This window comes from Pseudovibrio sp. Ad13, assembly GCF_001623225.1.
GTDB lineage: Bacteria > Pseudomonadota > Alphaproteobacteria > Rhizobiales > Stappiaceae > Pseudovibrio.
This window is the reverse complement of sequence record NZ_LMCC01000004.1, coordinates 218,350-231,034: the sequence shown is the minus strand read 5'-3', so window position 1 is coordinate 231,034 and position 12,685 is coordinate 218,350. Positions and strand designations below refer to the sequence as shown.

Sequence of the window (12,685 nt, the reverse complement as noted above, 5' to 3'; positions counted from 1 at the left end):
AACCTCAGTGTTCTTGCCTAGTCTAGACTGAATAGGTTACTATGTTTTTTGCAGGCTCAATCGCCTAGTGAATTGATGTCTTACAATTTTCATACAATCAGAAAGACCTCCGGTGTTATCACAGGTTCGTGCGTTACCCGTAGTTTCACTCTGTTTTGAATGAGGGGTAACAGCTCTACACGAGGCTGTGAGGCAATAAAGAGTCAGGATATCGTAGATTCCGGCACAGCAATTATTGACTTGAAGCACGCACACTAATATAAGCGCCGACGAATAGGAGTGCGGATCCCCTGCGCAAAGTCCTGTAACTTGAATAAAGTCGCGGTGACTTCGGGGAGAAGACGCACAATCCAAATTAACGTTTAAGTTGGAGCCAACGGCTCTGCTAGGGTAATAAAATGAAGCGTACTTTCCAACCGAGCAACCTTGTTCGCAAGCGTCGCCACGGCTTCCGGGCACGTATGGCAACTAAAAATGGCCGCCAGGTTCTGGCACGTCGTCGTGCTAAAGGCCGTAAGCGTCTTAGCGCTTAATCGCGACGTTGCGCGGCGGCATTCACTTCATATCCATTGAACAAAAGTTCCGCCGCAAAAACATGAAAACACTCAAAAAGCGCTCCGAGTTTCTTACCGTCGCAAAAGGCGGAAGGATAGCTCGGCGTGCTTTTGTGCTTCAAGCGGCTAAAACCCGCAGTGATGGCGACCCTCGAATGGGTTATACGGTCACCAAGAAAACCGGAAACTCTGTTGAGCGCAGTCGAATAAAGCGCCGACTTCGAGCCGCTGTTGCCTCCCTTGATTTGGATATTGCCCAGATAGGCGCCGACTATGTTTTAGTTGGCAGGAGAGCAGCGCTCTCACAACCTTTCGAGGAGCTTTTGAAAGACCTCAAAGGTAGTGTAAGAAATGCGTTCAAGCCTCGTAAACCTCGCCCTATCCGATCAAAACCGAACTCGCTGGCAAATTCTAAACCTCCACATGATAAAGTTGAGGCCAACTGACCAGTGATGACTATTTATTCCACCCTTTTGAAAATGAGTGATCCAGTCGATGAACGATAATCGCAATATGATCGTAGCGATCGTAATGTCGCTGGTTGTGCTATTGGGCTGGCAATATTTTATTGCCGGACCACAGTTAGAAGCTCAGCAGGACGCGCAACAGGCGCAGCTGGCAGACGATGCACAACAAGCCGGTTCCAGCTCACCCGTTGCACTGCCTGAAGGTGCATCCGGTCAAGTGGCTGCTCCAGGCACCGACAGCGGGGCCGCTGCGCAATCATTCGTCAGTCGCGCACAAGCACTGGCTGCCTCTCCTCGCCTGACCATTGACACCCCTAGCCTCTCCGGCTCTGTCAATTTGCAAGGCGCGAAGCTGGATGACCTTCGCCTGAACGACTACCGTCAGACACAGGCCAAAGACAGTGAAACTGTTGTTCTGTTCTCGCCAAAGGGCAGCCCAGAGCCATACTACGCTGAGCATGGCTGGGTTGCAGATCCAGGTGCACAGGTCAAACTTCCTAATGCTGAAACTATTTGGACTGCAGAGACTTCTGGTAACCTGACGCCGTCTTCCCCTATCGTTCTTAGCTGGGACAATGGTGAAGGACTGGTGTTCAAGCGCACTTTCTCCGTCGACGAGAACTACATGTTCACTGTTGACCAGGAAGTTCAGAACAGCACTGGTCAGAACGTTCAGCTTTATCCTTATGGTTTGATTGCGCGTAACGGCGAGCCAGAAACCGCTGGCTTCTTCGTACTGCATGAAGGTCTTATCGGCGTTATCGGCGAAGAAGGTCTCCAGGAAATCAACTATTCTGACCTGATTGAGGATGGAAGCATTCGCCCAGGTCGCGCTAACACGGGTTGGCTCGGCTTTACTGATAAGTACTGGGCTGCAACACTGATCCCAACTCCGGGCACTGAGTTCCAGCCAAACTTCTCCTACAACGCCCGCACTCAGAACTTCCAGAGTGACTATCTTAGTGACGCGGTTCAGATCGCTGATGGCACTAAAATCACCAGCTCATCACTGCTCTATGCAGGTGCAAAAGTTACCAAGCTGATCGAAGGCTATCAGGCATCCTACAACATCGAAAGCTTCGATCTCATGATCGACTGGGGTTGGTTCTATTTCCTGACCAAGCCGATGTTCTGGGCAATTGACTGGCTCTATTCTCTGGTTGGCAACTTCGGTGTCGCTATCCTGCTTGTGACCGTTATTGTGAAGGCCCTGTTCTTCCCGCTGGCAAACAAGTCCTACGTCTCCATGAGTAAAATGAAGCTCGTGCAGCCGCAGATGACTGAGATCCGCGAGAAGTTCAAGGACGACAAGCAGAAACAGCAGCAAGCCATGATGGAGCTGTACAAGAAGGAAAAGATCAACCCATTGGCAGGGTGTTTGCCGATGGTCATTCAGATCCCCGTCTTCTTCTCGCTCTATAAGGTTCTGTTCGTTACCATCGAGATGCGCCATGCGCCATTCTTCGGATGGATTCAGGATCTTTCTGCTCCAGACCCAACCACAGTCTTCAATCTGTTCGGCCTGATCCCATGGGATCCGCCAAGCTTCCTGATGATTGGTGTCTGGCCTCTGATCATGGGTGTAACCATGTTCCTGCAGATGAAGATGAACCCAGCACCAGCTGAGCCTGCACAGCAGATGATCTTCAACTGGATGCCTGTTCTGTTCACCTTCATGCTGGCAACCTTCCCAGCTGGTCTCGTGATCTACTGGGCATGGAACAACACTCTTTCCGTTGCACAGCAGGGAATCATCATGCGTCGTCAGGGCGTGAAGCTTGAGCTGTTTGATAACCTGAAGAGCACATTCAAGCGAAAGCCGAAGGAAGAAAGCAAGTAAGCTTTCCTCTTTGAGTAAGACTTCGAAAACGCGGCCTCAGGGTCGCGTTTTTTGTTTGGGGTTAGCACCTTTTGTGGTGAAGCTTCACCGTGACAAACATTAAGGCTGCGCATTGGAAAACAGCACTCGACCAAATCGAGATTGCAGGTTAAAAGGCAGGGCATGAGCTCAGAAAAAGAATATTCAGCAGAACAACTGGAGGCGGGACGCCTTCTGTTTGCGCGTCCTTGGGAATTTATTACCAGTGTGAAAGAGATGCATCAGCTTCCTGAGCTGGATGGTATCGAGATCGCGTTTGCCGGTCGTTCCAACGTTGGTAAGTCCAGCCTAATCAACAAGCTCACCGGTAAGAAAACGTTGGCTCGTACATCCAACACACCCGGCCGGACCCAGATGCTGAACTTCTTTGGAGCAGAGCACTCCATCCTCAAGATTGTCGATATGCCGGGCTACGGGTACGCCGAAGCACCAAAAGGCATGGTCGATGCGTGGACATCACTTATTTTTGACTACCTACGCGGTCGAAGCACCTTGCGTCGTGTGTTCTCTTTGATCGACTCACGCCACGGCATCAAAAAGAACGATCTTGATGCCATGGCGATTCTGGACAAGTCCGCTGTGCCTTATCAGGTCGTGCTCACCAAGGCAGACAAACTGAAGCCAGGGCAACTGCAACGTATGAAAGATGAGACTCTGAAAGTACTCGCGAAACGTCCTGCTGCACACCCGGAAGTCATTGCCACCTCTTCAGAAAAAGGCAACGGTTTGGATGATTTGCGCGCAGAGATCGCGCAGCTGGTCAGTTACGGCTAATCAATTGCAGGTGCAGGGCTCATATTTCCCTGCGCCTTCCTCTTTCGGATAGCGGCCCTGCAAACATATCCAACATCCCTTGTCCATCCTGCAATTTCCAAAATTTCCCTTGTTCTCATGTTTTGCTGCCTTTTCCCCAGCCCGCCTTAACCTCTTCTTGACCTTGGGTCAATTTACCCCCCGAATATAGACAGACCGTCGTCGAAGGGGAGGTCGTCGAATGTCTGGAAAAGACAAGCAAGATTACAATCACAGTGCCAAAATCAGTCAAAGGGGGTGATGTATGTGTGCAACTCCGTCCCTCCGTCATCATTGGGCTCTTGTACCTGAGCATTCTGTTACCAATGCGTTGACCTATGTTTGGCGTTTCATTCATGCGCTACCAACGCTGCTGTTGGCAGGGCTGAATTTGAAGAAGTGGTACAAAGCACGCCAGCTTGGGCCTACCCCACTGGAGCGTTCACTGATTTCTGCCTACCTCCGAGATGAGTTCGTGCTGCATTATCAGCCAATCGTCCGTGTGACAGATCGCAAGCTGGTTGGGGCTGAGGCTTTGATCAGATGGGAGCATCCTGAGAGTGGTTTGCTGCCCCCTTCCCGTTTCATCACAACCCTGTGCCGCAGCTGCCTTGGAAAGGACGTTGGTTACTGGGTTATCCGCGAGGCCTGCAAAGCGCGCAGTGGATGGAGCAATCTTGTTGACCCTAGTTTCAAGATCTCCGTGAACATTTGCGGCAGGATGTTTGTTGATCAATACATCGTCTCCCGCATCCAAAAGATTTTACAGGACACTGGCACCCCCGGGCATTTCTTAGAGCTTGAAGTTACAGAACGGATTGATCTGGACAGAGCACCACATGCCATGGAGAACATGCGCGAGCTGCAGGAGATGGGTATCTCAGTGGCCTTTGACGACTTCGGCACTGGCTTTGCCTCTATGAAGCACTTGTTGGATTGCCCTGTTGACCGGATCAAGATCGACCGCAGTTTCTTATCTGGAGTGCCAACCTCTGCTGTTCACAGCACTGCTTGCGCTCATCTGATTGAACTGGCTCATTTGCTAGACATGGAAGTGACGGCTGAAGGTGTTGAAACGGAAGAGCAGATGCACTTGCTGGAAAGCAGCGGCTGCACCAATGCTCAGGGCTTCTTGTTCTCCCCTCCAGCGGGTGAAGACGGTTTTGCAGATTATTTACGCGAGAGGCATTAGACAATTTCCTCGATTACTTGAGTAAATCCACGCAGGTGGGGATGACTGAACATTTGTGACGTGTTCATAATGCGGCTATATACTTCACACGCAGTCCGTGTGATTTGCGTATCAGTCCTTTGTCTTCTCCAGGTGTACAAATCGCTATGAGTTTCTCGGAATCCAGTAATCGTGCGCACGTCATTGCCCAAGCTCTTCCTTATATGCAGCGCTATGATGACCGACGTGTTGTTGTAAAATACGGTGGCAATGCCATGGGAGATGACTCCCTTTCCCGCGCTTTTGCCCGAGATATCACTCTGTTGCGCCAGTCTGGTGTTCATCCGGTTGTTGTTCACGGTGGTGGTCCTCAGATTGGTTCGATGCTTGATCGTCTCAACATCAAGAGCGAGTTTAAAGGCGGCCTTCGTGTGACGGATCAGGCGACCGTTGAGGTTGTCGAAATGGTGCTGGCCGGCTCCATCAACAAAGGCATTGTGGCAGACATCAACCGCGAAGGTGGACGTGCTGTTGGCCTTTGTGGCAAAGACGGTGACATGGTCACTGCACGTAAACTGCACCGCAAGCACCGCGATCCGGATTCCAAGATCGAAGAGGTTCTGGACCTTGGGTTTGTTGGCGAGCCCGAAGCAGTCAACGCCAAGGTGCTTGAGCTGATCCTTGAACGTGACCTCATTCCTGTTGTTGCTCCTGTTGCGCCGGGTCGTGATGGTGCGACTTACAACATCAATGCAGATACCTTTGCTGGTGCGATTGCGGGCTCTTTGAACGCCAAACGCCTGCTGTTCCTTACCGACGTTCCGGGTGTTCTGGACAAAGACGGCAAGCTTATCAAGCAGCTGACCCGTGCCGGAGCCCGGGCTCTTATTGAGGATGGTACAATCTCCGGCGGCATGATTCCGAAGGTTGAGACCTGTCTCGAAGCCCTTGAACAGGGCGTTGAAGGCGTTGTTATTGTTGACGGAAAAGTCGCCCACGCCGTTCTTTTGGAACTCTTCACCGACCATGGTGCTGGTACACTGATCGTACCTTGATAATTGTTGCAGGGAGGCGAAAGACGCTCGCCTCTCTTGCTATCCTTATTCTTTCCTGTTTTGCTTGGTATCAAACAACACTTATCGGCATAGCTGATAACTGAACGGATAAGCATGACCAATTCCCCATTTGCCAGCGTTGAAAGCTGGGTTTTCGATCTGGACAATACTCTCTACCCTCACCATTCAAATCTGTTCGATCAAATCGATCAGCGGATGTCTGAGTTTGTACAAAAGCTCACCGGAAAACCGGCTGAGCAGGCGAGAGAGTTACAGATCTCCTATTACAAAGAGTATGGAACCACGCTTCGTGGTTTGATGCTTGAACATCACATTGAGCCCGATGAGTTCCTTGAGTACGTGCATGACATTGACCACTCTGTGCTGGATCCAAATCCTCAGCTTGCAGATGCGATCAACCAACTGCCGGGCAAGTGCTACATCCTGACGAATGGAACGCGGAAACACGCGGAATCTGTTGCCAATCGTCTGGGTATCACACAGCACTTCGAAGACATCTTCGGGATTATGGAAGCAGATTTAGTTCCAAAACCTGCTGAAGCAACCTATCAGCGTTTTTTGGAGAAAAACGGCATTCTTCCGCAGAAAGCAGCCATGTTTGAGGACCTTTCACGCAATCTGGTTGTTCCAAACTCTCTTGGCATGCGCACTGTTCTTGTCATTCCGGACGGAACACGTGAGGTTTTCCGCGAGGATTGGGAGCTTTCGAGCGGCAGCGAGCCTCACGTGGATTTCGTGACCGATCATCTGGACGGTTTCCTCTATAATATCCTAGGGGAACTCAAGAATTAGAGCTATTCCATCAAAACACGAAGGTGCCCCGGTTTCGCATCTCAAACTCCTGTAGGGGCAGTTTCGACCAAAAATTGCAATTTTTGCGCATAATAAGGCGCAAAGAGAAAAAATATCACGATCGTCTAGACGAATGCCCTTTTTCCCTTTATTGAGATTAATTCAAGAACTCATAAGGAAGGGCATTCGTCATGGTTTCACTGCGCGCGCTACACGCATTTTCACTGTTGGCCAAACACGGCCGAGCAGCTCGTGCCGCAGAGGATCTTGGCGTTACACCATCAGCCCTGACGCACCTGCTCCGATCATTGGAAAATGAGCTTGGCGCCGCGCTGGTTATTCGTGATGGCCGCGGACTTGCCCTGACTGAAGAAGGGCAGCGCCTGTCCTCCAATCTTGGCAATTCGTTTGACCAAATCGAGCACGCTGTTGAAGCGTTCCGGCGCAGAAGCCGGACTGAGTTGCGCATTTCTACCCTTTCTACAGTTGCAACACGCTGGCTTATTCCGCGGTTGCCGGACTTTCAGGATAAGCATCCGGATATTGAGCTGCTGATCTCGACAAGTATGCGCGTCGTGGACCTTGACCGAGAGTCCTATGATTGCGCAATCCGATTAGGGGATGGGGCCTGGCCGCATGTTGAGCGGCATCAACTCTGGCAGGAAGATCTGGTTGTTGCGTTTGCTCCTCAGTTGAGTAACGGCGACCCGAACCCTGACATCAAGCTGCTTGATAAGCTGAAATTGCTGCATACCTCCTCCAGACGTGAAGACTGGCCGCGTTGGTTGAATGGCACTGGCCTGCCTCATCCGGATCAGACCTCTGGTGCGATGTTTGAAAGCCGGAACATGGCTATTCAGGCCGCTGTTGCAGGCATGGGTGCGATTGCGATTGATACCCGCTTTGTTGAACAGGAAGTGGCTGCAGGTCATCTGGTGGTTCCGGACTGGCCGCGCCTTTCTCTGGAAAGTGGCTATTGGTTTGTACGTAATGCGAACCGTCCTTTGACCCGTCCGGTATCTTCCTTCCACAAATGGCTGATGGAACAATCCCAGCAACCATTCAAGGCACATGAAGCAACCTAAATTGATACATGAGACAACCGGAAGTCTGAGAGTATTGACTTCTGGTTGGGGCTTGCGTACCCCTCGGTAGCTCTAATTCGAAACCCATTAATTATGAGAGTCTGCCGCCAATGAGCCAGATTGATCTTGCTGCCCTTGAGGCCACCATCAACGCTGCATTTGATGACCGTGACAACATCAGCACTGACACCACAGGTGACGTGCGTGATGCAGTAAACACCGCACTGAACCTTATGGATCACGGCAAGCTGCGCGTTGCGGAAAAATCCTCTGGCGACTGGGTTGTTAATCAGTGGGCCAAGAAAGCTGTTCTGCTTTCTTTCCGCCTGAACCCAATGCAGATCATCAAAGGCGGTCCGGACGAGGCTCCCTGGTGGGATAAAGTTCCTTCCAAGTTTGACGGCTGGGGCGCGATCGACTTTGAAGAAGCTGGCTTCCGCGCTGTTCCAGGTTCCATTGTTCGTCGTAGTGCATTCATCGGCAAATCCGCTGTTTTGATGCCTTCCTTCGTAAACCTTGGTGCATTCGTTGACGAAGGCACAATGGTTGACACATGGGTGACTGTTGGTTCCTGTGCTCAGATCGGTAAAAACGTTCACCTTTCCGGCGGCGTTGGCATTGGCGGTGTTCTTGAGCCACTTCAGGCTGGTCCGGTTATCATTGAAGACAACTGCTTCATCGGTGCTCGTTCTGAGGTTGTTGAAGGCGTTGTTGTTCGTGAAGGTGCCGTGCTTTCCATGGGCGTGTTCATCTCCGCAACGACCAAAATCGTCGACCGCACGACCGGTGAAATCTTCTACGGTGAAGTTCCTGCGTACTCCGTTGTTGTTCCAGGTTCCATGCCAGGCAAACCGCTTCCAGACGGCACTCCAGGTCCAAACCTGGGCTGTGCGGTTATCGTGAAGCGTGTTGATGCACAGACCCGTGCCAAGACCTCTGTGAACGATCTTCTGCGCGACTAAGTTTTAGATCAGATCTGATCGATTAAAGCCGGGGCGATTGCTTCGGCTTTTTTCTTGACTAACCGGTGCGGGTTCCACGTGTTTAAACGCACCTTTTAACCTAAAAACCGGCTCTGTTAGGCTATGAACACATTACCTCAAGATGCTTGTTGCTTCGCTGGAACGCATGAGTATATTGCGCTTAGAATTTGTGAGGCCCCATGAATAAGAACAGCAATCTGCACAAACTTGTCTTCCAGCTGGATCCACATGACTGGCACGGCATAGAGAGTGAAACTGTGTGGGTACGCTCGCTCGGTGGCAATCGCTATAAGCTTGAAAACACACCCTTCTTTGCTTGCGGCGTTGCCAATGGTGACGAGCTGCTTGCCAACCGGCAAAAAGGGCAGCTTGTTTTTGACAGGGTCGATAAGGCATCGGGCCATTCCACCTACCGGATCATGGTGGAAGAGACGACACAGCCGGAAGAATTCTCCAAGCAATGGTCTAAGCTGGAAAAGCTTGGCTGTACATGCGAGGACATTGACGCTGACCCACCGCTGTTCAGCGTAGATATTCCGGCAAATGTCGACATCCACGTCGCCTATTCCATTCTTGAAGAAGGCGAAGGCCTTGGCATTTGGGCTTTTGAAGAAGGCCACTGCGGGCATAAGGTCTAGCATTTCAGCCTGCTCAAACTGACAAGCACGAATATCACCGCTGGATCACCCCGGCGGTGTTTGTGTTTGAGGATCCCGTTTAACGGGTGGAGCAAGGCGAACAGGCTTTGCCTGCGCTACTTGTTAGATATGTTTCTTCGGCATTGGCTGTTCGCCTCGCCCGGGCCTTTTATCATGAACACGCGGGCTCCCTCTCGGACAGACGTGAATGACACGTTCCCGTGTCACTGGCACGTTTCCGTACCATTGGCAGTTTCCTGCCGGTGACAGATAGGAACTATCTGTCATAACCGGACGCCCTCCGGAACGACCCCAAACTCCCTACTACCACTGTGGTCTCAATAGGGTATGGCGCTTCACCGGACCTCCTGACACGATACGTTACCTCGTACCAGCAGCCCAACCCCACCCACGCCGCGGAATGGACGGTCCACTCCTGCCCGAATGCGTGGGTACCGGACTAAGAATAAGCAGGATTTTGGGGAGGGGGATAAGTTTTGTAGGCGAAAGTCAGTTGTTCTTTATCTCAGTCCGCCGCCGTCATCCCGCATATGATGCGGTATCTGGCGCGACATTCGCTAATGTCTAAGCAAGGAGCTCTGGATCCCGGGTCTCCGCTACGCTTCGCCCGAGAAGACATCATTGATCTTAAAGTGGCAGGCCAAGCTGCTTCAGGTCTGAGCGGAGTTTGTTTGCTTCGGAGAAGTGGAGCGCTTTCATACCGACGCCCTGAGCTGCTTCAACGTTTTTGAGTGTATCGTCGATGAAGACAAGATTGGAGGCTTCAAGCTGGTTTCTTTCCAGCAGCACGTTGTAGATGGCAGCATCCGGCTTCAGAAGCTTCTCATCACCAGAGATCACGGTATCGATGAAGCTGTCCGCAAGGAATGGGAACAGGCGTTTGGCGTCCTCGAACTTCTCAGTAGAGAAGTTGGTGATGGCGTACAAAGAGATGCCCTTATCCTTGAGTTCTTTCAGGAGCGAGACATTGGCCTCAATCGCACCAGCCAGCATTTCTTCCCAGCGCTCGTAATAGGCTTTGATCCACTCTTCGTACTGCGGAAATTTGGCAAGCCGTTCGGCAATGGCATCTCCCCAAGGGCGCCCTCTGTCTTGCTCCAGATTCCAGTCGTAGGGGCATACTTCATCAAGGAAGAACTGGCGCTCTGATGCGTCAGGGATCAGGTCCTTATACAGGTTCTCCGGATCCCAAGAGATCAAGACATTGCCAATATCAAACACGACAGCAGTGACCGGTGAGGACATGAGCCCCTCCTTCAGATGTAAAGATTGAGTTGGCCCAGTAGTATTGCCTCAGCATACGGGATGCAATGCGTGGGATTACAAAATGGCATCAGCCAGACGCACTGACTTATGCATAGGTGAGCATTGGCAGCGCGGGCGTCATATCACTTTTTGAGATGTAACTGGCAACTTGCTCACCAATACCAAGACCAGAAATGGAGACGTCCACTGGCTCTACTTCTTCTACACTTTCCAGCACCTGCAAACCTGAATGGACATTTGCCATAAGCTCTTGCTGATGGTCCGTTTCCAGGATCGCTTCAACCAGTGGCTGGGCTTCTTCTTTTGACTGTGGGGCCTTGCCGCCAAACAGATCAGGAAGGAACACTGCATAGCCTTGTTCTGCGATTTTCGCAGCCTGCAGGATCGCTTCTTCGGTTAATCCTGCCCAGTCATGAAACAGCACAAGTGCAGGCAATTTCTTATCTGTCCGAGGTACAATGATGTAGGCTAAATTTCTTTGATGGTATTCCACCAGACGCAGCTCAGCAGCCTGTAAAGAGGCTGGTAGCGCTAATGTAGTTGCAGCGATGATCATAGGAATGCCAGTGTTTATTGAAGCTATATATAATAGAGATGCACGCCTCAATATATAACTTATTTTGATAATTCAACCTATGCAAATATGTTTGTGCAACTATCCCGTCTGCTCTTGTACGTATAGGCAAACAAAAAAGAAGCCGCACTTCTCCTTTAAGAAAAGTGCGGCTTAAACGCTGTGATCAACACCACTTTTAGGTCGATTACGACTCGCAAATCGCGCGGGTCTGACGAGCGATCATGGCTTCTTCGTTGGTTGGGATCGCCATGACCTTAACCTTGGAAGATGCTTTGGAAATTGTGATTGCTTCCTTCGCGCGCGCCTTGTTGGCTTCTTCGTCGATTTCTACGCCGAGGAACTCAAGGCCCTTACAAACACCAGCGCGGGTTTGAGAGGAATTCTCGCCGATGCCACCGGTGAAGACGATTGCGTCCAGACCACCCATGACAGCAACCAGAGCACCCAGCTCGCGCTTGATGCGGTTGTCATAGTAGTCGAGTGCGCGTTTTGCAGCAGGGCTGTCAGAATTTTCCAGATCACGCATATCCTGCGAGATACCGGAAAGACCCTTCATGCCGGATTCCTTGTTCAGCAGGTTCGCGACTTCTTTCACGGACATGCCTTTTTCTTCCATCAGGTAGAAGATGACACCCGGATCGATAAGACCGGACCGTGTGCCCATTGCCAAACCATCAACCGGGGTAAAGCCCATGGTGGTGGTTACAGATTTGCCATTTTCGATCGCACACATGGATGCGCCGTTGCCGAGGTGAGCGACGACGACTTTGCCATCTGCGACTTCTGGCGCCACGTTGTGCAGTTCTTCCGCGATGAAGTGGAAGGACTGGCCGTGCATACCATAGCGACGAATGCCTTCGTCGTAGTATTTGGTCGGGATCGCGTAGGCTTCGTTCTTGAATTCCTGCGTGCGGTGGAACGCGGTGTCGAAACACGCAACGTTCGGCTTGCCCGGGAATGCCGCTTTGGACCCAGCAATACCTGCAAGGTTGTGCGGGTTATGCAGAGGCGCAAGCGGGTTGAATGTTTCAAGTTCCGCAGCAACTTCTTCAGTGACCAGCACAGGTGCAGAGTATTTGGAAGAGCCGTGAACCACACGGTGACCAATAGCGTCCACTTCGAGGTTCGGATCAAACTCTTTCAACAGAGCAAGGATAACCTGCAGAGCGGTGTTGTGGTTCTGTGCTTCTTCGTCTGAGAGCGCACGATCCATGATCGTCGCGCCTTCAGCGGATTTGCCTTTTACCCAGGCAGATGCACCCAAGCCGTCGATCTGACCGGAGAGCACGCTTTCTTCGCCTTTGAACAGCTGGAATTTGATGGAGGAAGATCCAGCGTTCAGTACAAGAATTGTTTCGATTGTCATTATTGTTTTCTCAGCTAT

Annotated in this window: 13 protein-coding genes; 10 read left to right on the top strand and 3 right to left on the bottom strand. The window is 51.3% G+C overall.

Annotation, left to right across the window (positions count from 1 at the left end):
• Positions 1–398: 398 nt before the first annotated feature.
• From rpmH to PsAD13_RS05800, 10 genes are all read left to right on the top strand, one after another.
• A complete protein-coding gene (gene rpmH, locus PsAD13_RS27220) occupies positions 399–533 on the top strand; it encodes a 50S ribosomal protein L34 (RefSeq protein WP_014283918.1) in 135 nt (44 codons plus the stop codon).
• Between the two features lie 8 nt (positions 534–541).
• Complete coding sequence (gene rnpA / locus PsAD13_RS05840; protein WP_063317539.1) at positions 542–1,000, top strand: ribonuclease P protein component; 459 nt, start codon at positions 542–544, stop codon at positions 998–1,000.
• Positions 1,001–1,049: 49 nt separating this feature from the next.
• Positions 1,050–2,861, top strand: a complete 1,812-nt coding sequence (yidC, locus tag PsAD13_RS05835) for a membrane protein insertase YidC (RefSeq protein ID WP_063317538.1) — start codon at positions 1,050–1,052, stop codon at positions 2,859–2,861.
• A 162-nt stretch (positions 2,862–3,023) separates the two neighbouring features.
• Positions 3,024–3,674 carry a ribosome biogenesis GTP-binding protein YihA/YsxC gene (gene yihA / locus PsAD13_RS05830; protein WP_063317537.1) on the top strand — a complete coding sequence of 217 codons (651 nt, stop codon included), beginning with the start codon at positions 3,024–3,026 and terminating at the stop codon, positions 3,672–3,674.
• A gap of 283 nt (positions 3,675–3,957) precedes the next feature.
• A complete protein-coding gene (locus PsAD13_RS05825; RefSeq protein ID WP_063317536.1) occupies positions 3,958–4,884 on the top strand; it encodes an EAL domain-containing protein in 927 nt (308 codons plus the stop codon).
• A 146-nt stretch (positions 4,885–5,030) separates the two neighbouring features.
• Positions 5,031–5,918 (top strand): acetylglutamate kinase, encoded by an 888-nt coding sequence (argB, locus tag PsAD13_RS05820; protein WP_057462869.1) that lies wholly within the window; start codon positions 5,031–5,033, stop codon positions 5,916–5,918.
• 114 nt (positions 5,919–6,032) lie between these two features.
• On the top strand, positions 6,033–6,731 hold the full coding sequence (locus PsAD13_RS05815) for a pyrimidine 5'-nucleotidase (RefSeq protein ID WP_063286796.1): 699 nt from the start codon (positions 6,033–6,035) through the stop codon (positions 6,729–6,731).
• Positions 6,732–6,922: 191 nt separating this feature from the next.
• Positions 6,923–7,816 (top strand): LysR substrate-binding domain-containing protein, encoded by an 894-nt coding sequence (locus tag PsAD13_RS05810; RefSeq protein WP_063286795.1) that lies wholly within the window; start codon positions 6,923–6,925, stop codon positions 7,814–7,816.
• Positions 7,817–7,926: 110 nt separating this feature from the next.
• Complete coding sequence (gene dapD, locus PsAD13_RS05805; RefSeq protein ID WP_057462871.1) at positions 7,927–8,778, top strand: 2,3,4,5-tetrahydropyridine-2,6-dicarboxylate N-succinyltransferase; 852 nt, start codon at positions 7,927–7,929, stop codon at positions 8,776–8,778.
• A gap of 200 nt (positions 8,779–8,978) precedes the next feature.
• Positions 8,979–9,437, top strand: coding sequence for a DUF4265 domain-containing protein (locus PsAD13_RS05800; RefSeq protein WP_057462872.1), 459 nt, complete (start codon positions 8,979–8,981; stop codon positions 9,435–9,437).
• A gap of 648 nt (positions 9,438–10,085) precedes the next feature.
• On the opposite strand, the gene PsAD13_RS05795 is transcribed toward PsAD13_RS05800, so the two are convergent.
• The 3 genes from PsAD13_RS05795 to PsAD13_RS05785 all read right to left on the bottom strand — a co-directional run bounded on the left by PsAD13_RS05795 (position 10,086) and on the right by PsAD13_RS05785 (position 12,667).
• Entirely contained in the window at positions 10,086–10,703 is a 618-nt protein-coding gene (locus PsAD13_RS05795) for an HAD family phosphatase (RefSeq protein WP_063317535.1), read from the bottom strand.
• A gap of 106 nt (positions 10,704–10,809) precedes the next feature.
• On the bottom strand, positions 10,810–11,280 hold the full coding sequence (locus PsAD13_RS05790) for a dienelactone hydrolase family protein (protein ID WP_063300505.1): 471 nt from the start codon (positions 11,278–11,280) through the stop codon (positions 10,810–10,812).
• 205 nt (positions 11,281–11,485) lie between these two features.
• Positions 11,486–12,667 carry an acetate kinase gene (locus PsAD13_RS05785; RefSeq protein ID WP_063317534.1) on the bottom strand — a complete coding sequence of 394 codons (1,182 nt, stop codon included), beginning with the start codon at positions 12,665–12,667 and terminating at the stop codon, positions 11,486–11,488.
• Positions 12,668–12,685 lie beyond the last annotated feature (18 nt).